The organism is Acinetobacter sp. Res13-Abat-PEC15-P4-01, from assembly GCF_015676285.1.
In the GTDB taxonomy this organism is placed as follows: domain Bacteria; phylum Pseudomonadota; class Gammaproteobacteria; order Pseudomonadales; family Moraxellaceae; genus Acinetobacter; species Acinetobacter nematophilus.
The window spans coordinates 31,272-48,897 of the sequence record NZ_JADAIN010000010.1 but is presented as its reverse complement, the minus strand read 5'-3'; the positions used below and the strand labels follow the sequence as shown (position 1 = coordinate 48,897).

23 protein-coding genes are annotated in these 17,626 nt (G+C 37.9%); 10 read left to right on the top strand and 13 right to left on the bottom strand.

Annotated features, from left to right (window positions below):
• The first annotated feature begins 8 nt into the window (after nt 1–8).
• On the top strand, nt 9–533 hold the full coding sequence (locus IMO47_RS03040; RefSeq protein WP_196076872.1) for a hypothetical protein: 525 nt from the start codon (nt 9–11) through the stop codon (nt 531–533).
• On the opposite strand, the gene IMO47_RS03035 is transcribed toward IMO47_RS03040, so the two are convergent.
• The gene (locus tag IMO47_RS03035; protein WP_196076870.1) at nt 523–1,119 is read right to left on the bottom strand and encodes a DUF4291 domain-containing protein; all 597 of its coding nucleotides are present in this window, start codon (nt 1,117–1,119) and stop codon (nt 523–525) included. The two genes, IMO47_RS03040 and IMO47_RS03035, sit on opposite strands and share 11 nt — an antisense overlap.
• Nucleotides 1,120–1,218: 99 nt before the next feature.
• Between IMO47_RS03035 and IMO47_RS03030 the strand changes: the two genes are divergently transcribed.
• Nucleotides 1,219–1,545: a hypothetical protein gene (locus IMO47_RS03030; RefSeq protein WP_196077859.1), complete on the top strand. Its 327-nt coding sequence runs from the start codon at nt 1,219–1,221 to the stop codon at nt 1,543–1,545.
• A 73-nt stretch (nt 1,546–1,618) separates the two neighbouring features.
• Here the strand turns inward: IMO47_RS03030 and gcvH are convergent, their stop codons facing one another.
• The 8 genes from gcvH to IMO47_RS02990 all read right to left on the bottom strand — a co-directional run bounded on the left by gcvH (nt 1,619) and on the right by IMO47_RS02990 (nt 9,124).
• Entirely contained in the window at nt 1,619–1,993 is a 375-nt protein-coding gene (gene gcvH, locus IMO47_RS03025; RefSeq protein ID WP_196076654.1) for a glycine cleavage system protein GcvH, read from the bottom strand.
• Nucleotides 1,994–2,110: 117 nt separating this feature from the next.
• A complete protein-coding gene (locus IMO47_RS03020; RefSeq protein ID WP_196076653.1) occupies nt 2,111–3,142 on the bottom strand; it encodes an AraC family transcriptional regulator in 1,032 nt (343 codons plus the stop codon).
• A 93-nt stretch (nt 3,143–3,235) separates the two neighbouring features.
• Complete coding sequence (locus IMO47_RS03015; protein ID WP_004830661.1) at nt 3,236–3,685, bottom strand: MaoC family dehydratase; 450 nt, start codon at nt 3,683–3,685, stop codon at nt 3,236–3,238.
• Between the two features lie 247 nt (nt 3,686–3,932).
• Nucleotides 3,933–4,418, bottom strand: coding sequence for a GNAT family N-acetyltransferase (locus IMO47_RS03010; protein WP_196076652.1), 486 nt, complete (start codon nt 4,416–4,418; stop codon nt 3,933–3,935).
• A gap of 117 nt (nt 4,419–4,535) precedes the next feature.
• Nucleotides 4,536–5,735 carry an acyl-CoA dehydrogenase family protein gene (locus IMO47_RS03005; RefSeq protein WP_196076651.1) on the bottom strand — a complete coding sequence of 400 codons (1,200 nt, stop codon included), beginning with the start codon at nt 5,733–5,735 and terminating at the stop codon, nt 4,536–4,538.
• Nucleotides 5,736–5,758: 23 nt separating this feature from the next.
• Nucleotides 5,759–7,045: an acyl-CoA dehydrogenase family protein gene (locus tag IMO47_RS03000; protein ID WP_196076656.1), complete on the bottom strand. Its 1,287-nt coding sequence runs from the start codon at nt 7,043–7,045 to the stop codon at nt 5,759–5,761.
• A gap of 249 nt (nt 7,046–7,294) precedes the next feature.
• The gene (locus IMO47_RS02995; protein ID WP_196076650.1) at nt 7,295–8,668 is read right to left on the bottom strand and encodes an AarF/ABC1/UbiB kinase family protein; all 1,374 of its coding nucleotides are present in this window, start codon (nt 8,666–8,668) and stop codon (nt 7,295–7,297) included.
• A gap of 150 nt (nt 8,669–8,818) precedes the next feature.
• Complete coding sequence (locus IMO47_RS02990; protein ID WP_196076649.1) at nt 8,819–9,124, bottom strand: hypothetical protein; 306 nt, start codon at nt 9,122–9,124, stop codon at nt 8,819–8,821.
• A gap of 219 nt (nt 9,125–9,343) precedes the next feature.
• Between IMO47_RS02990 and IMO47_RS02985 the strand changes: the two genes are divergently transcribed.
• The 3 genes from IMO47_RS02985 (at nt 9,344) to aroC (ending at nt 11,959) form a co-directional block, all read left to right on the top strand.
• A complete protein-coding gene (locus tag IMO47_RS02985) occupies nt 9,344–9,727 on the top strand; it encodes a lysozyme inhibitor LprI family protein (protein ID WP_196076648.1) in 384 nt (127 codons plus the stop codon).
• A gap of 114 nt (nt 9,728–9,841) precedes the next feature.
• A complete protein-coding gene (gene prmB / locus IMO47_RS02980) occupies nt 9,842–10,852 on the top strand; it encodes a 50S ribosomal protein L3 N(5)-glutamine methyltransferase (RefSeq protein ID WP_196076647.1) in 1,011 nt (336 codons plus the stop codon).
• Between the two features lie 12 nt (nt 10,853–10,864).
• Entirely contained in the window at nt 10,865–11,959 is a 1,095-nt protein-coding gene (aroC, locus tag IMO47_RS02975; RefSeq protein WP_196076646.1) for a chorismate synthase, read from the top strand.
• Nucleotides 11,960–12,101: 142 nt separating this feature from the next.
• Here aroC and IMO47_RS02970 read toward each other — a convergent pair whose 3' ends face one another.
• Together IMO47_RS02970 and IMO47_RS02965 are read right to left on the bottom strand one after the other, a co-directional pair.
• Nucleotides 12,102–12,575 (bottom strand): hypothetical protein, encoded by a 474-nt coding sequence (locus IMO47_RS02970; RefSeq protein WP_196076645.1) that lies wholly within the window; start codon nt 12,573–12,575, stop codon nt 12,102–12,104.
• Nucleotides 12,576–12,706: 131 nt separating this feature from the next.
• Nucleotides 12,707–13,186, bottom strand: a complete 480-nt coding sequence (locus tag IMO47_RS02965; protein ID WP_196076644.1) for a CinA family protein — start codon at nt 13,184–13,186, stop codon at nt 12,707–12,709.
• 383 nt (nt 13,187–13,569) lie between these two features.
• Between IMO47_RS02965 and IMO47_RS02960 the strand changes: the two genes are divergently transcribed.
• On the top strand, nt 13,570–13,803 hold the full coding sequence (locus IMO47_RS02960) for a hypothetical protein (protein ID WP_196077645.1): 234 nt from the start codon (nt 13,570–13,572) through the stop codon (nt 13,801–13,803).
• Between the two features lie 68 nt (nt 13,804–13,871).
• Here the strand turns inward: IMO47_RS02960 and IMO47_RS02955 are convergent, their stop codons facing one another.
• Both IMO47_RS02955 and IMO47_RS02950 read right to left on the bottom strand, forming a co-directional pair.
• Nucleotides 13,872–14,315, bottom strand: coding sequence for a universal stress protein (locus IMO47_RS02955; RefSeq protein ID WP_196077646.1), 444 nt, complete (start codon nt 14,313–14,315; stop codon nt 13,872–13,874).
• A 35-nt stretch (nt 14,316–14,350) separates the two neighbouring features.
• Nucleotides 14,351–14,812, bottom strand: a complete 462-nt coding sequence (locus IMO47_RS02950; RefSeq protein WP_196077647.1) for a universal stress protein — start codon at nt 14,810–14,812, stop codon at nt 14,351–14,353.
• Between the two features lie 366 nt (nt 14,813–15,178).
• On the opposite strand from IMO47_RS02950, the gene ureE reads away from it, so the two are divergent.
• The 4 genes from ureE (at nt 15,179) to IMO47_RS02930 (ending at nt 17,613) form a co-directional block, all read left to right on the top strand.
• Nucleotides 15,179–15,661 (top strand): urease accessory protein UreE, encoded by a 483-nt coding sequence (gene ureE, locus IMO47_RS02945; protein ID WP_196077655.1) that lies wholly within the window; start codon nt 15,179–15,181, stop codon nt 15,659–15,661.
• Entirely contained in the window at nt 15,648–16,313 is a 666-nt protein-coding gene (locus IMO47_RS02940) for an urease accessory UreF family protein (protein WP_196077648.1), read from the top strand. The genes ureE and IMO47_RS02940 overlap by 14 nt, the downstream gene beginning before the upstream one ends.
• Nucleotides 16,314–16,379: 66 nt before the next feature.
• A complete protein-coding gene (gene ureG / locus IMO47_RS02935; RefSeq protein ID WP_196077649.1) occupies nt 16,380–16,994 on the top strand; it encodes an urease accessory protein UreG in 615 nt (204 codons plus the stop codon).
• Nucleotides 16,995–17,046: 52 nt separating this feature from the next.
• On the top strand, nt 17,047–17,613 hold the full coding sequence (locus IMO47_RS02930) for a HupE/UreJ family protein (RefSeq protein ID WP_196077650.1): 567 nt from the start codon (nt 17,047–17,049) through the stop codon (nt 17,611–17,613).
• Nucleotides 17,614–17,626: the final 13 nt, after the last annotated feature.

Here is a 17,626-nt window from a genome sequence, read left to right as displayed (position 1 = left end):
GTTTTATTATGATATTTAGTGTTGAACAAAAAAAAGCTCTGGAAGATCATTTCTTTAAAAATATTGAAGTAGATACATTAAAGGCAATACTTGGACTTGATATTGAAAACAATCAGATTTTCGGTTTTGAATTATTAAAGTTGGCTGAATTTAATAAGGATGAATATGCATTAATACTTGGAATGTTTTATATTATTATTGATAATCAGGATGTCGATGATAATATATTTTGTTTTATTAAAAAAATATACTTTAGTGAGTGGCACCATGAGCATGAAAACATTCTTAGTATTTTTTCTAAAAAAATAAGTTGTAAATATCTTGATTTTTTATATGAAGCGATAATATTTATACCTCAATATTTAGTAGGTTTTGAGGAGCGATCTATTGCTAGAAGGGCTTTCTTTGGATTCGGAAGAAATATTTCTTGTCCTAAAGCTTTGGAATATCTAAATCAATTTCTGAATGATCCAGACCCCACGCTAAGAGGATTCGCAAATGAGCAATTTAAGATCTTAGGAATTAAAGTTTAGCCACCTCAATAGTTTGATCTGGAATATAAATACTTTCATTTGGAAGTAATAAACTTGCTTCCTTAAATTTATGTTGTACAACTAAATTAGAGATTTCTTTTGCTTCTTCTGTTATATCGATGATACCAGTTATCCATCTATTAATGTAATGTTCAACTGCAATACCACTTAGACCGATCTGAATAGTTCTGTACTTTAAAGGTTCTAACAATAAATTTCGTTCAGGATCCCACTGAACTCTTACAGGAGTTTTCGATTTAACTATATTCCATTCATCAGTTGAAATTGCTATAGGTTTATGGCTTGAACAACTATGAGCTAATGCCCAGTCAAAGCCTTCTTTTGATATATCGATTGCTAAAATCCTTTGTTGCTTATTATCTTTATTTCCCCAGCCAGCACGATACATCATCCATAGAAATGAAGGCTTAATCCATGTCATTCGAGTTAATTTGAAATGGGGATTATCTTTAAAAGAATTATGCTTAACCGCCAGTGATGCCAATTCATCTGAAAAGGCTTGATAGACTCTAATGGTAGAGTCAGTTTGATAAGCTCGGATCACTTTTTCATCATATTGATTCATTGTAAAACTCAGATTAAAATATATTTATATTTTATAGAATAAATTGATAATTAGATCATTTTTGTTATAATAACTTAAAATATAAAAACTGGTCAAAATATGAAAAAAATATTTATCGTATTATGCTTTAACCTCCTATTTTGCAATTCTGTATTTGCAAATAGTGGCTTCTCTAACTCAAAAATTAGTGCAATCACAATTCATGATTATTGGAATGTACTTGTTATTGAATTAAAAAGTCCAGTTGCAACTGGAGAAGGGTGTGCTGTTTCTAATGCAGTAGTTTTACAAAAAAATCATTACATGTTTAAAGAAATGTATGCTGCACTTCTTTCAGCTTTTCATGCACAGACTGTGATTAGTGGTTGGGCAAATGGTTGTTTTATAGAATATCCAATATTAACCAGATTAGACCTAAGAAAATAATAAATTATGTCATCTAATTTAAGAAAAACAAAAGACCAGAATATTCTGGTCTTTTTATTGCTGCGTTTTAAAATTAAAGCCCAGCTTCATATTCAGTATTACTGAGTAGCTTTTCAACATCAGCGATATTGTCTGGTTTAATCTTATAAATCCAACCTTTGCCATATGGGTCTTCATTGACAAAATCAGGATCATCTTCAAGCGCAGTATTCACTTCGACCACTTCACCAGAAACAGGAGCATGAATATCCGATGCTGTTTTCACTGATTCAACGACACCTGCCTGAGCGCCTGCAGTTACACGGCTGCCGGCTTCTGGTGCTTCCACATAAACAAGATCACCTAAAGCATCTTGAGCATGGTCAGAAATACCAGTAACCACAAGATCACCTTCAATTTTTACCCATTCATGTGTAGCTGCATATTTCAAATCAGAAGGATGATTCATAATGACTCCATTAATCCATTTATTTTTGCCACGATTTATACCGCTTTTTCAAACAAAACAAAAAGCAGAGATACTGATAAACTTATTCATATAAATCAATAATCAGTGTAAAACATATTATAAGTACGGATCTTTACGCCAACTGCTAGGACTGCGTCCACTCCAGCGTTTGAATGCACGGCTAAAATTTGCCACATCACTATAACCAAGTTCATCCGCGATTTGCTCAAGGGTATAGTCGGTACGAGAAAGTAGCGAAGTCGCATGGCGATAACGCACTTCATCGACCAAAGTCGAAAAAGAAGTACCTTCAGCAGCCAACTGACGCTTTAATGTACGGTCTGACATATGCAGACGGTCTGCAACATTTTCAATACTGAGGTAATGCTGCTCTGAATGAGTCAGAATATCGCGTACACGCATAGCTAAACGACGTCTTTCACCTAAAGCTGAAAGTTCAGCTTCACATTGGTTAATGGCAATTTGACTGGCAATCGGATCTGCATTGACCATTTTCAAACCTAAATATGATTTGTCAAAACTTGCAATCAAATGAGGCTGTTCAAAACGCATGGTGTATTGTTTGGATAATTTTTCAATATATTTGTCAAAACCATCAGGTTTTGGAAAATCAAAATCAATATCGCCATGCAGGTCATTAATCCCAGTTAATGCCTTTGCCATGGTCATGATCCCAAAAGTCAGCCCCATCACAATTTCAGTACGCAAAGGTTCGATTTCAATATCACACTGCAATTGCAATGTGGCTTTTTCACCGAATGTAGAGAAGTACAATTGCAAAAAGGGCATACGCAATTGAATGAATCGATTTGCCAGTACCAATGCATCAGTGATGTCATTCGCGGTCATGATGGCATAGCCAATAAATCCATGAATTGAAATACGCATCTGCGTTCCAAGGTGAAAACCCAAGGTACTTTCGCCTGTGAGTTTCAGCGCATGTTTAATGAGTTCATTGGCAAGTGGTGTAGGAATACGGCAATCAGGTTCAGCGAGCTGTTCACTGGTAAAGTTAAACGGTGCAAATAATGTTTCCGCACTATATCCCCAACGCGAAACGATATCTAATAATAATAGTCCATAAACACCAGGAATTCCCTGATCTTGGCGAGCTGAGACTGTTTTCATGTGCTTTCCATTGCTCTGAACATTGCTTTTACTTGTTTCATCATATTGTCATGATATGGAAAAACCCTTAAATATTGTAAGACAAATTCAGGATTAATGCGCATCAAAATTACGTTTAAATACCACAATTTTGGTGGTTGAAATAAGCAATACATCATCATTTTGATTTTTAGCTTGTGTGATATAAGTCACAATAGCACGATCATTTTTAGTTTTAGAAGGTGTAATCGAAACAATTTCAACATCGACATGAATGCGATCACCGACTCGTGTCGGTCTAGGCCAACGTAAGCTGGATTCTGAACCAATCAGTCCATACGCAACGGGAAAGCATTCAGTCCAAAGACGCATAGTAACAGCGGATGTATGCCAGCCACTTGCAGCTAATCCTTTAAAAATAGGGTGATCTTTGGCTTTTTCAGCATCTGTATGGAAAACTTGTGGATCATACTTATGTGCAAATTCTAAAACTTCATCCAAAGTCATTTCGTATTCACGACTTTTAAAATGATCACCTACGTTTAAATCTTCCAGATACAACATTGTTTATACATTCCCTTAATTTCAAACGATACTTATAAAATCATGAATTTCTAAGTATAAAAATTAAATTATCTAAACATTTTCATTGTAAATTACCGTTATGCAATTTCAATGACTGTTTTGCCAAGGTTTCAATTTTTTAAGCCGTATTAAAAAATACATTTCAGTTTTTAAATGATTCTAATCTTCGTATTGTCCAATGACTTTAAAGCAATGCAAATACGACCAAAGTGAATGAAGTGGACTTCTATAATGTTTTGAGCATCCACAATTCACAAGCATGACTATGACCTGTGTTGCCTTTAGGTGCAGACAAACGCTCAAAACCTAATTTTTCATAGAGTTTTACGGCTTGCCACAGATTTTCAGTCGTTTCTAAATAACAGGCTTGAAAGCCATGATGCTGAGCAAATTCAAAACATTGTTCAAGAATTTTTTTCGCAAATCCAAGACCACGAAGTTCAGGTAAAAAATACATTTTTTGAATTTCTAAAATAGAGGAGTCTCCCTGTAACGGTGAAAGCCCCCCACCACCTACAATTCGGTTATTGGTATCCTCAATTACCCAATATTTCGCACTTTCTTGTGCATATACCTGATATAAATCATCCAGAACAGGGTCGGCAACAGCAAAGCCAGATTCAGCCGCAAGACCAAATTCTTTAGATACTTCCCGAATGACCTGTGCAATAGCTGCGTTATCTTGTCTTTGTATAGTCCGAATTTGATACATATAGATATGAAAATAAAAAAGATAGAATTTTTATAACAAAAATTCTATCTTTTGTGATCAGTTGAAAATTTGACTGATCAAAATTCTAGCAGTTAAGATTTAATCAATCATTCAAAACTATTTCAGTTCACTGGATGATTTACCTAACTCACGACGTGCAATAATCAACTGTTGAATTTGTTGTGTACCCTCGAAAATATCTAAAATTTTTGAGTCGCGTGCCCATTTCTCGAGTAGTTCATCTTCGTTGTAACCGACACTGGCTGCAAGTTCTACACATTTCAATGTAATTTCATTGCCAATACGTCCAGCTTTGGCTTTGGCAATTGAGGCTTCACGAGAATTCGGTTTTTTATTATCCGCCATCCAAGTTGCTTTAATGGTGAGTAAACGTGCAGCTTCCCATTCTGCCTCCATTCGGTAGATTTGCGCTGCTAGATTCGAACTTTGCAAGTAAGGTGTAGCATAGTCAGCATCCAGTTCATCTTTAAAAATCTCTTTGATCCGTTCTAAAGAGGCTTTGGCACAACCTACCGCCATTGCAGCAACCAGAGGGCGGGTATTGTCAAAGGTTTCCATGACACCTGCAAAACCTTTTGCGACATCAATCTCAGCATTTCCAAGCAAATTGGCAGCAGGAACACGACAATCAATGAAACTGATCGCAGCAGTATCCGATGCTTTAATTCCCAGTTTATGTTCTAAACGTTCAACTTTCATCCCCGGTGTACCTTTAGGTACAACAAAAGACTTGATTGCAGCTCGACCTAACTTTTTATCTAATGTTGCCCAGACCACCACAGAATCTGCACGTTCACCTGAAGTCACAAAGATTTTCTCACCATTGAGAATATATTCATCACCATCTTGAGTTGCAGTTGTACGAATGGCAGCAGAGTCAGAACCACATCCCGGCTCAGTGATCGCCATTGCTGCCCATGTACCTTTAAAGCGTTCAAGCTGTTCATCATTGGCAACTGCAGCAATCGCCGAATTTCCCAGTCCTTGACGTGGCATAGACAGAAGCAGACCAGTATCACCATAGCACATTTCGATAATGCCCAATGCCGTGGACATGTTGGTGCCATTTTTATTGCTATTGTCATGGTCACCACGTTTGTTGATTGCAGCACCAGCATTTAAGCCATCACCCCCATCATTCATACCATCCAGCAAAGAGGCAAGCATATCTAACTCTTTGGGATAGGCATGTTCTGCTTTGTCGTATTTACGTGAAATTGGACGTAACACATTGATTGCTGTTTCATGCGCTTGGTCTAAAAGCATTTTGAATTTTTTTGGATTTTGTAAATTCATGATCAGTATCCTTTTATATGCTTTTAAGCATGTAAACCAGAATGTAAAACAGCAGTAGCACGCAAATCACGGTACCAACGTTCAGCAGGATGTTCTTTGGTAAAACCATGTCCACCTAAAATTTGTACGCCATCAGTGGCAATTTTCATCGACTTTTCAGCACACAGTAAGCGTGCCAGATACGCTTCGCGATGGAAAGATTGACCTGATTCAGCCAAACTTGCTGCATTTAAGATCAGCATACGCATTGCATCAATCTCAATTGCCATATCGGCAATCATAAATGCCACACTTTGACGGTGTGAAATAGGTTCACCAAATGCGGTGCGTTCGTTGGCATAATTGATACTATATTCTTTGACCGCTTCACATGTACCTACGGCCAACGCACACCACATTAAATTGCCCAGATCAAGGAATGCAGGGTAGTTAAAGTCTTCATCACCCAATCGCAGTGCAGGTGTGTTCTCAAATTTAAGTGTTACAGTTTCTGTGGCTTTTAACCCCATGGCTGGAGACTTTTTCACAGTGATACTTGCGTCACGATTGACGATAAACACATCAGCTTTGCCATTGAAATCTGCACTAACCAACAACAAATCAGCAGTTTCACCCAACAAAACCAGTGTTTTTTCACCCGTCAGGCTAAATTGACCATTATTCGAGACTGCTTTGGTTTTTAAACGCAATGGGTTAAAGGCAGGGGTAGCTTCTTGTACTGCAAAAGTCGCTTGAATATCGGGATCATTGGCGAAACTGGCTAAGTAAATGGATTGGACTTTCTCAGCCCCCCATTGTGTGATCGCATTAATCACACTAAATGTTGAAAGCAGTCCTGCCGCAAGTGAGAAATCACCTTTAGCCAAACGTTCAGCAATCAATATGTTACTGACAATATTTTTTTCAGAAGCTACCCCACCCAATGCTTCAGGCAAGGCATAGTAATTTAAGCCTAAATCGGTACTGTGCTGCCAAAGTTCTACAGGGAATTTTTCATGGTGGTCAGCTTGGTGTGCCAATGGATAAAGTACTTCAGCCGCAAATTGATCCATTGCATCAACCGTCATCTGCTGTTCTTCACTTAAACTCAGATCAAAAAGTGATTTTTGTTGGTTGGGTAGGCGCTGTTTGCTTACATTTGAGTCCGATTTAAAGGCTTTTTGTGTGGCACTGAGCGTTTTAAAACCTGCCTTTGATCCTTGGTAAAGTGATTTCTCAATAAATTTTCGCAATTTAAATTGATCAAGTAAATCGCTGCCTGCAATTTTTGTAATTAAGTTTAAGCCCAACCCCTGAGCTTTATTTACCATATTGGTCATTCCGAAATACCCTGTATTTGAGTGTTGGTATGCAATCATCCTGACATGCAAAAAAAGAAAAAACTATGTCATAGATGACAAAGTGATTGACCTTAGATAAATGGCAAATAAGGTGTTTAAATTTTATCTAAGCTGTTGTATGTAATTAATTATTTAAAAATAAAAATACCCAACAAATGTTGGGTATTGGTAAAATTGACATTTTTAACGGATATGTTTTACAGGACTTTTATTGAATATTTAAAGAAACGGAGTGATCATTTTACGGACATTGGTTTTTGCTTCAATTACCGTCATGAACGTATAGGCACCAATAAATTTTCGGCTGATAAACATGAATTCTTTAGGCGGTATGCTGAAATAACGCGAAGCCATGGATTTAGATGCACGTTGCATCACACGACTGTGAAGTTGGCTCTTTTTCCAGTCATAGCGATTATTTTGATCCATCACGCCGGCAGGCAAATCAGGATTATTTAAAGGTGTGCTAAATGCTTCTGTCGCCAATAAAAATACTTTTGCCATATCCGGTTTAATACTCAGCGGCATTGCATCAAAGAATTCATAGCCTGACATTGCATTGACCATGGCTTCCGCATCATGGTGATAGCCTGCCTTGATCAAATTGCAGGCAACTTTGAGCAATTGGTTGTCAAACTGACGAATCGCACCAAAATCGAGCAGGATGATTTTGTCTTTGATGTTTTCGCCATTACCCAGACGAACCAGATAATTACCAAAGTTCGGATCAGTTTGCATTTCACCCCACTCAAATATTTCACGCACCGCAATTTCCAGTGAAGCTTCACCCAGTAGATTGCGTCTTTCTTGAGGTAATGAAAGCATGACAGGGCTGTTAATTGGCACGCCACGTTCAAAGGTCATGCACAGCACTTGGCTGGTACAATAATCATCGATGATTTGTGGTACACCATAACGTGGATCTTCTTTTAAACGTTGCGCAAATCGGCGTGTAGTTGCGGCTTCGACTTCATAATTCACTTCACGATGCATCATTTCACGAACTTCATCAAACCATTGGTCAAATTCGCGGGTTTGCGGCACCATTCGAGTCAGTTTAAGCATATTTTTAAATAGACTCATGTCTGAATCTATCGCATCTGCTACACCTGGGTACTGAATTTTTAACACCAGTTCCAAACCATCGGATTTGCGTGTTGCACGGTGAACCTGCGCAAGGGAAGCGGTCCCGATGGGTTCATGGTCGATGGTCAGATCATTCAATTTAGATCCCAACTGACTGACCAATTGTTCTTTGATTGCTGGCCAAGCGAGTGCGACGGTTTGATTATTGAGTGTATTGAGTGCTTGAGTAATTTCTTCAGGTAAAAAATGCTCGCCATAAAGCGCCATCATTTGACCTATTTTTACAATTGAACCTTTTAACTTGCCGATTTCTTGAACAAGATAATTGGCTTGCTCTTTCATCGCTTGTTTACGTTTTTTTTCTTTTTCTTCTTCACTTGAAAAGATTGAACTCGCACTTGAAGCCGCCCAGCGTGTACCTGCCAATAAAGATGCTTTTGCAATTGATAAACGGCGATCCATTGACGAGGTTTTTAACTGTTTGAGCTTTTCGTTCTGATCTGACATGAAGATAAAATCCTTTATAAGCGATTCGAAAAGATAAATAAGAATGAATTGTAAGGAATATTACATGGAATGACTGTATTTAAATAGTTCAATTCGCTGAATGGGGGAATTAAATTCGCTGAGTTAAACAGATTCAGTAAAAATAAATGCTTACATCCTGAATTGAATCTTAATCTGGTTTCGAGCAGATAGCGTATGTCGGTTGATCTCTATGTGTTGGTTGATCATGTCTTTGACGAGTTGATTTGTAAATCCTAATGCATAACCTTTAACGATAATAATACTGGGAAGACTAAAGAAAAAATATTTTACATCATCAAGTGATGGTGTTGCATAAACACCTTTTTCACTGAGTGTTTGCTGTAAAAATTGTTTTTCAGCCGCAACTGATGGAGTAGATTGATCATCCCACCATGATTGACGCATAGCCATGAGATTATTGTGTTTGTAGCTCATAAATTGACAGAATTCAGAATAAATTTGAGGACCTCTATATATATAAAGGTCAATGCCTATAATTTCAAGTTGACCCTGATTGCAAGGTTTTGCTGAAATCACCAAAGGAATCGTAATAATCGAAGCAAATACAGAGTGATTGTAATTTATCTTAAATCTTTTAAACTGGTATTTTAAGGGGTTAAATGACAATTGGCAGTTTTTTCTTGGGGAAGTTGAATGTTGTTAAAATATTGGGGCTTAGGGCTTATTTTAATATTGCCTATGCATGCTCAAGCGATGGGTTATAGTGCGGAATACGTGAAGTGTATGAATTCTGCTGGCACAGGTTCGACCAGTCTTGCTAACTGCATGCAAAGTGAATTTAGTAAACAAGATGATCGTTTAAAGTCACTGTTTAAACAGACGCTTGCTTTATATTCAGATAAAGAAAAGAAAGCTCAAAAAAAATATCAAAAGCAATGGTTGAAACAACGTAGTCAACAGTGTGATAAAGATCAAAAGTCTGTTTCAGACGACTATAAAATGAAATATTACAATTGCGCACTGAAACAAACTGTAAATCGTGCGAATAGCCTGGAAAAACTGACGTATCGGCTGTAATTTTTGTCTAAGTGTGGAAATAGTTGCTAAGTAAATTATAGTAAAAGATTATAAATCTGCTTGAAAACAAGGTATCATAAGGCGTTTGAAATTATGACCTTGGAGAAACCTTAAGTGGATCGACCGACTATTAGCCCTGAACATTTACAGGAAGCTGCTGAAAACCTTTCGACAATTCGTGATTTTATTCGTTTTGGGGTTACAGCTTTACGTCAATACGATGCACATTTGGGTCAAGGTACAGAAGATTATTTTGCAGAAAGTTCTGCATTGGTTTTACAGACACTGTCTCTAGAATGGAATGCGGATGCTGAAATTTTGGATGCGACATTATTGCCCAGTGAAAAAGCTGAGTTTCTTAACTTATTAGAACGTCGAATCAACGAAAAAATTCCAACATCTTATTTATTAAATTTGTCTTACTTCTTTGGCAAACCATTTTATGTTGATGAGCGTGTACTTATTCCACGTTCACCGATTGCTGAATTGATTGAAAACCGTTTTGCACCTTATTGTTTGGATGAAAATGGGCAGCTTCTAGAGGCTAAAAACAATTTACCAGAAAACCCGAATCCAAAAACACCGCAACGGATTTTGGACATGTGTACGGGGTCAGGATGTATTGCGATTGCTTTAGCATATGCATTCCCAGACTCAGAAGTGGATGCAACGGATATTTCTAAAGAAGCTTTAGAAGTCGCTTCCATCAATACAGAACATCACAATAAACAGTATCAGGTTGCACTGCTTGAATCAGATTTATTTGCAAAAATTCCTGCTGAAAATCAATATGATCTGATCGTTTCAAACCCACCTTATGTCGATGCTGAAGATATGGCAGATTTGCCGGAAGAGTTTCACCACGAACCTGAATTGGCATTGGCAGCAGGTCAGGATGGTCTGGATTTGGTGCGTAAAATGTTGGCTCAGGCAGCAGATTATTTGACTGAAGATGGTTTAATTGTCATCGAAGTGGGTAATTCGGAATGGGCAATGAAACAGAATTTCAATACGATCGATTTCTATTGGTTACAGTTCCAAAAAGGCGGGTCAGGCATATTTGCGCTTACTGCTCAGCAATGCCGTACTTTCCGTGATCTTTTCATTCAATCCCTCCAAGCATAAGGAATTGTCAGCATGGCAGGCAACAGTATTGGACAACTCTTCCGTGTAACGACCTGTGGCGAATCTCACGGTGTAGGTTTGATGGCAATCGTGGATGGTGTACCACCGGGATTGCAATTATCTGCCGAAGATTTACAGATTGATCTTGATCGTCGTAAACCAGGTACCTCTAAATTTTCCACCCAACGTAAAGAACCCGATGAAGTAGAAATTATTTCAGGCGTTTTTGAAGGGAAAACAACGGGGACTTCAATTGGTTTGTTGATCCGCAATACAGATCAAAAATCCAAAGATTATGGCAATATTGCTCAAACCTTCCGACCAGGGCATGCTGATTATACCTATACACAAAAGTATGGTTTCCGTGATTATCGGGGTGGTGGACGCTCAAGTGCTCGTGAAACAGCAATGCGTGTTGCAGCAGGTGCCATCGCTAAAAAATTCCTTGCTGAAAAGTTTGGTATTGTGATTCGTGGGCATGTGACGCAGATCGGCACTGAAAAAACAGAAACATTGGATTGGAATGAAGTCCCTAATAATCCTTTCTTTTGCGGTGACATCAATGCAGTACCGCGTTTTGAAGCTTTAGTGACCTCTTTACGTGAACAGGGTACAAGCTGTGGTGCAAAACTTGAAATACTGGCTGAAAAAGTTCCTGTTGGTTGGGGCGAACCAGTCTTTGATCGTCTAGATGCAGATATTGCACATGCGATGATGTCAATTAATGCGGTAAAAGGCGTAGAAATTGGTGATGGTTTTGCTGTTGCAGAACAGTTTGGTCACGAAACACGTGATGAATTGACCACAGAGGGTTTCCTTGCCAATCATGCTGGCGGGATACTGGGTGGAATTTCTTCAGGTCAAACCATTCGTGTGGCAATTGCTCTTAAACCTACAGCAAGTATCACCACACCAGGAAAGACCATCAACTTGAATCGTGAAGATACGGATGTATTGACTAAAGGTCGTCATGATCCTTGTGTGGGTGTCCGTGCGACACCTATTGCTGAAGCAATGCTGGCCATCGTATTGATGGATCACTTTATGCGACATCGTGCGCAAAATGCTGATGTGGTTGCACCATTTACGCCAATCGAGCCTAAATAGGCTCAACAAAAGATATTTTTAATGAAAAAATATCCTGTGTGATTTGAAGTAAATGATTTAATTGGCGTTAAAAACGTGATTTCTCTGAATAAAAAACCAGACGACAAGTCTGGTTTTTTATTCAAACTATTTATAATTTCAATTATTTTTCAACGATCTGACCTGTATAACCTTTTAAGAACGTCAAATAAGCAGAAGATTGTTGCCCGTCCGCTTTTAAAATTGAACGTTCAACATCACCTTGGTTGGTAATCAGTTTAAGTGAGATCTCTTTACCGTTACGGAACGAGTTTAGAAAGCTTACAGGAACATTGATTGAGTTTGATGACACAGTACCTGCATATTGAGTCGCATTGATAGTTGAATACGTATAAGGCTGACCATCGACTAAAAATACAAACTGAGTGATATCATATTTTGTTGGATTGTTGATTTCAGCTGTGATTTTAAATCCATCACGGATTTCATCTTTCCAACGCATTGAAAGCTCAGGGCAGACTTCATTTGCTTCACAGATTAAAGGACCTTTGGTCACAACTCTTTCTGGATAAGAACCCGCACAACCAGCCAAAGTTAAACATGCTAAAGAAGAAATTAAAGCAAATTGAAGTTTCATAACGCTTCCTAAATAAGTTCGTTCGTGTTATTGATTGTTCATAATGTATATAAAATTTACCGCTTTTTAGTAAAAAAGTGAATTAAAATATTTCAGTAAATTGTACAGCGTCTATATTTAAAGCAGTGATGTTAATCCATTGTAAGAATATTCAAAATTTCTCTAGCAACATTGACAGTTAACTGCTCCAAGCGGGCGATAGGCGTTGCATCAATAAAATATTGATAACTGTATTGTTGTTGCTGGTAAAGGATGCTAATAAAAAATGTACCTTCGGGTTTATCAACCGTTGCACTGCCACCCGGTTTAAGCAAACCCGTACAACTCACAATAAGATCTGCCAAAGGAAAAAGTTGCTTACCATGCACAGCCATTGCTTCAGTCACTTGAGCTGATTCAGCCGTATATTGTTCAATCAGAGCAGGATCAATTTTCAAAACTGAAACTTTAATAGAAGGATCATAACTGACCAATCCACCCAGTAAAATATCAGCACCACTATGTTTGTAAATTGAAAATTGGCTACATAAATAGCCAGAACTGGCACTTTCAATAAAGGCAACTTTTAAACCTTTTTGTTCGAGAAGGTTACAACACTGTATTAAAGCCATTTGTTATGAACTCTTGATTAATTATCTGGTATTCAATTGGATAAATAGTGAAACAATAGCAAGAATGATGAAATTGCTGAATTGTGTACTCTTATGCTTAAAAAGTGACCATATTGAATGTGCCTGAGTAATATTGAAATAACACTGTCATATTCTTTTGTCATACTGTGCCCAGACAAAATAAAAACAAATAATAATTAAAAAAGTTAAAAAATAATTAGCGTAAAAGTCTGTATCTACAGTCGACCCACTTTTAATCAGTGGGTTTTCCTTTTTGTGCTATTTGGAGAATTACTATTCAATATTATCAAATTTTATCTTTCATAGAGCTAAAAAAGTGATATAAATAAAAATAAAGTGCATATGAAAAAGGAGTGTGAATAATGAAAACAACTGTGAAATATGTTGTCTTGAAGAGCAGAGAATATCAGCTTGGCACACCTCTATTTGAAGAAACTGTTGATGCAGCAGGTGATTATTTTGATCAAATACCTGATGTAATCCATTATCAAAATCACCAATTCAAGGTCAAGTCCAAAGAGCTGAATCGCAAACAAATTTTTGATGATTTTGAAGAGTCGCAAACCATTTTAGTCAAAGTGATTGCAACCCATTGATTCATTTTTAGGTTTAAAAAATTAAACCCACTTATTCTTGTGGGTTTAATTTTACAACATGCTAAGAACTATTGCTTGATGATCAGTACGGGAAGTTGAGTTTTTCCAAGTACATCTTGAGCAAAACTTCCCAGTAAGAACTTCTGAAATCCTTTACGCCCATGTGATCCCATCACAATAAGGTCTGTATTGAATGATTCAGCTGTTTTAATGAAAGTTTCTGCAGAAACCGAATTTCTCACCACCTGAGTTTCGATTTGTGCACCTTGTTGTTCAGCCAGTTGTCTTGCCTTGCCTAGAGCTTCTTCAGCATTTTTGATGGCTTCTTGAATGTATTCTTTTAACATATCCGGAGAATAATAAAAATCCGCTGCTGCAAATGGATCATCTGCAACAACACTGATCGCAGTAAGTTTACTTCCAAATGCTTTTGCAATCGAAGCAGCATGTTTGACTGCCGAAAAAGAAATGTCTGAACCGTCAACTGGAACAAGAATATTTTGATAAGACATAAGTTTCACCTTTTAATTATTGAGCTTGAAAAATACTAATCTTCACTGAGGGTCGATTTGATAATCAACACTGGAAGCGGGCAAATCGATAAAACTTCCTGAGCAACACTACCTAAAAAGAATTTTTTGAAACCTGTACGTCCATGTGAACCCATGACAATAAGATCTGCATTCAATTCATCAGCAGCATTTAAAATACCTGTTGCTGGAGGAACTTCACGAACGACTTTCGTGTCTACGACACTAACACCGTGATGCAGTAATGTTTCTTGGATGTCTTTTAAACGGGCAAGGGCATTTTTTTCAGCTTCAAGTAGGTATTGTGTCACTGCTGGCGCAACTTTATAGAAATCGACGCCTTTAAATGGGTCGACAGCAATCACACTGGTTACGGTAATTTTACAGTTAAAAGCAAGTGCAAGTTTCTCCGCATGTTCAACCGCAGCATAAGAAATAGGAGAGTCATCTACAGCAAGAAGGATATGTTGATAAGCCATTATAAGTTTCTCCCTTTTATCTCGTTGTTGATTCATTGATAACATATTGTCGGCATTGCCGCAATTCGATAATTGCAGCTAAATTTGATTAAACATGTGCTATTTCAATATTTTGTGAAATATACATACTTTTTTTATGGTTTTATTTTGTAATCTTTATTTTTGATTTGAGCACAGTGCAGCATTTTATAAAAAATACTGAATTTTATTTATCCCAACTTCTCTGGACACACTGTCTTTGATTTTTACAAAGCAAAAATTGGCATGATAAATGCATTAATTTAATGCAAGCTAATATCAATGAATAAATTTTTGGCATCAATTTGGAACATTTTAAATGCGATGTCTTATAAAAAGTGGATGACCATGAAAATTTATACGCAACGTCTAGAAAGCATACAGCCTGATAAAAAAGTAGACAGTGTCGCGCTCACTTTTGATACTCGGCAAAAGAGCCGTTTTCGTGCAACTTTAAATAATGGGCACGATATTGGTGCAGATTTGCCAAGAACAGGAATCCTGCGCAGTGGTTCTTATATTGCCACTGAACAAGGTGAAGTACTTAGGATAGATGCAAAACCTGAAAAGTTGATGCAGGTCACTGCATCAAATAGTTTTGATTTATTGAAAGCTGCTTATCATCTAGGCAATCGGCATGTGCCTTTAATGCTGACCCCAACAGCTCTCTATTTTGAACCAGATCATGTGCTTGCTGAGATGATTCTAGGGCTTGGACTCACAGTGAATGAGGTTGAACACCCATTTGAACCCGAAAGTGGAGCCTATGCACAACATCAACATGATCATCGTTTGAGCCCCATCAAGGCTTTACATCATGTCCATCACTAATGCATCGCAATTACTCAGTTTACTCACCTTGTCATCTACAGCTTTGCCTATAGGCACCTATTGCTATTCGCAAGGCGTGGAAAGTGCGATTGAACAGGGCTTAATTCATGATGAAGTTTCAAGTATTGCTTATTTTAATGAAGTGCTGGAGATGGTTTTGGTGCGTTTTGAATTGCCGATTTTAAAGCGCTTAATGCAGCATTATGCTGATGATGAACAGTTTCTGGTGTGGGCAAATTTTTATCGAGCCAGTCGAGAATCCAGAGAATTATTGGCTGAATCTCAGCAATTGGCATTTTCTTTAAATGCATGGATTCGGGATGTACTTTTGCAAAAAGTTGAAGTGAAAAAGCAATTTGGCTTTGTCCCTGTTTATGCACATTTATGCGGTAGTCTACAACTCAATTTAAATGATGTTCTGACTGCTTATACTTTTACTGTTTTGGAAAATCAAGTTCTTGCCGCAGTAAAAACCGTGCCACTTGGGCAAATGAGTGGGCAAAGAATTTTATGGCATTTGCACCGTTTAATTCCTCAAGCCATTGAACAAGCCGTGCAGCTTGAAAATGATGAGTTAAGCAGTGCTCTGCCCAAGTTTGCGATGTTAAGCATGTCGCATGAAACTCAATATTCACGGTTATTTAGATCATAGTTTAACACTTGCTGTTTCAATCATATTTTGATGACTCAGTACCATGCACAGAAAAAGGAAAATATCATGACAGAACGTAGCCCTTTGCGTGTCGGAATTGGTGGGCCTGTAGGCTCGGGAAAAACAGCTTTAACTTTAAATTTATGTCTGGCGCTGCGCAATAAATACAATATGGCGGTCGTTACCAATGACATTTATACCAAAGAAGATTCCAACTTTTTAACACGTCATGAAGCCATGTCACCTGAGCGAATCGTGGGTGTTGAAACTGGAGGATGTCCACATACTGCAATTCGTGAAGATGCTTCCATTAATCTTGCAGCGATCGATGATCTATGTGAAAAGTTTGATGGACTAGAACTGATTATTATTGAAAGTGGCGGTGATAATTTAGCAGCGACATTTAGCCCAGAATTATCAGATTTAACCTTATATGTGATTGATGTTGCAGGTGGTGAGAAAATTCCGCGGAAAGGTGGACCCGGGATCACAAAATCTGATTTATTAATCATCAATAAAACAGATTTAGCACCGATGGTTGGGGCAAACCTGGAGGTGATGGATCAGGATGCAAAACGTATGCGGGGTGAAAAGCCGTTTTTATTTTCAAATATGAAAACTCAAGACGGTTTAAGTCAGATTATTGAATTTATAGAAAAACAAGGCTTACTTAAAGCCTGATTTATCGCTTAAATAGTGCAAAAAACCTATAAAAGATTAGAGGAAAATTGGTATGCGTTTAGTTCAAAAAAGTTTGATTGCAGGGTTAGCTTATATTCCAGTTTTAGCCTTGGCTCATCCTGGGCATGATCATCACACAGGTTTTTGGGCAGGTTTTATTCACCCATTTACGGGCTTAGATCATTTGATGATGGCAATCGCTTTGGGCGTGCTGATGTGGACAGCAAATCAGCGCTGGAAATTATTGGGTTTAATTGGTCTCGCCCTTGCAATGGTGGGTGGCTTTATGATAGGCAGTCAAGGGCTTATCCCATCGACCGTTGCCGAGTACGGCATTATCGCTTCTTTGATTTTATTGGCGATTGCACTTTGGACAAAATCCAATCAGGTATTGCCTGCCGCAGCAGTCTTATTGGCAAGTTTTCATGGTGTCGCCCATGGTGCTGAATTAGGTCAATCTGGTCATGCAATTGTTCTGGTTTTTGGGATGGTCACTGCGATGTCACTGATCTACGCAGGCGGATTGGGTATTGGGGCATTTATAAAAAAATATGTCCCTTATGGAAAAAAGATCATTGGTACATTGGCAGCATTCGTCGCTGTAATTGGACTGGCTTGATGCCACATACATC

Coding starts and splice junctions, on each gene's coding strand:
- IMO47_RS03015 (WP_004830661.1), bottom strand. CDS start 3,685: ATGTTGTATCTGGAAGATTTAAACGTAGGTGATCATTTTAAAAGTCGT.
- aroC (WP_196076646.1), top strand. CDS start 10,865: ATGGCAGGCAACAGTATTGGACAACTCTTCCGTGTAACGACCTGTGGC.
- IMO47_RS03000 (WP_196076656.1), bottom strand. CDS start 7,045: ATGGTAAATAAAGCTCAGGGGTTGGGCTTAAACTTAATTACAAAAATT.
- IMO47_RS02985 (WP_196076648.1), top strand. CDS start 9,344: ATGTTGTTAAAATATTGGGGCTTAGGGCTTATTTTAATATTGCCTATG.
- ureE (WP_196077655.1), top strand. CDS start 15,179: ATGAAAATTTATACGCAACGTCTAGAAAGCATACAGCCTGATAAAAAA.
- IMO47_RS03020 (WP_196076653.1), bottom strand. CDS start 3,142: ATGAAAACAGTCTCAGCTCGCCAAGATCAGGGAATTCCTGGTGTTTAT.
- IMO47_RS03030 (WP_196077859.1), top strand. CDS start 1,219: ATGAAAAAAATATTTATCGTATTATGCTTTAACCTCCTATTTTGCAAT.
- IMO47_RS02955 (WP_196077646.1), bottom strand. CDS start 14,315: ATGTCTTATCAAAATATTCTTGTTCCAGTTGACGGTTCAGACATTTCT.
- IMO47_RS03010 (WP_196076652.1), bottom strand. CDS start 4,418: ATGTATCAAATTCGGACTATACAAAGACAAGATAACGCAGCTATTGCA.
- gcvH (WP_196076654.1), bottom strand. CDS start 1,993: ATGAATCATCCTTCTGATTTGAAATATGCAGCTACACATGAATGGGTA.
- IMO47_RS02970 (WP_196076645.1), bottom strand. CDS start 12,575: ATGAAACTTCAATTTGCTTTAATTTCTTCTTTAGCATGTTTAACTTTG.
- IMO47_RS02995 (WP_196076650.1), bottom strand. CDS start 8,668: ATGTCAGATCAGAACGAAAAGCTCAAACAGTTAAAAACCTCGTCAATG.
- IMO47_RS02940 (WP_196077648.1), top strand. CDS start 15,648: ATGTCCATCACTAATGCATCGCAATTACTCAGTTTACTCACCTTGTCA.
- IMO47_RS03005 (WP_196076651.1), bottom strand. CDS start 5,735: ATGAATTTACAAAATCCAAAAAAATTCAAAATGCTTTTAGACCAAGCG.
- IMO47_RS02990 (WP_196076649.1), bottom strand. CDS start 9,124: ATGAGCTACAAACACAATAATCTCATGGCTATGCGTCAATCATGGTGG.
- IMO47_RS02950 (WP_196077647.1), bottom strand. CDS start 14,812: ATGGCTTATCAACATATCCTTCTTGCTGTAGATGACTCTCCTATTTCT.
- IMO47_RS02960 (WP_196077645.1), top strand. CDS start 13,570: ATGAAAACAACTGTGAAATATGTTGTCTTGAAGAGCAGAGAATATCAG.
- IMO47_RS03040 (WP_196076872.1), top strand. CDS start 9: ATGATATTTAGTGTTGAACAAAAAAAAGCTCTGGAAGATCATTTCTTT.
- IMO47_RS03035 (WP_196076870.1), bottom strand. CDS start 1,119: ATGAATCAATATGATGAAAAAGTGATCCGAGCTTATCAAACTGACTCT.
- ureG (WP_196077649.1), top strand. CDS start 16,380: ATGACAGAACGTAGCCCTTTGCGTGTCGGAATTGGTGGGCCTGTAGGC.
- IMO47_RS02930 (WP_196077650.1), top strand. CDS start 17,047: ATGCGTTTAGTTCAAAAAAGTTTGATTGCAGGGTTAGCTTATATTCCA.
- IMO47_RS02965 (WP_196076644.1), bottom strand. CDS start 13,186: ATGGCTTTAATACAGTGTTGTAACCTTCTCGAACAAAAAGGTTTAAAA.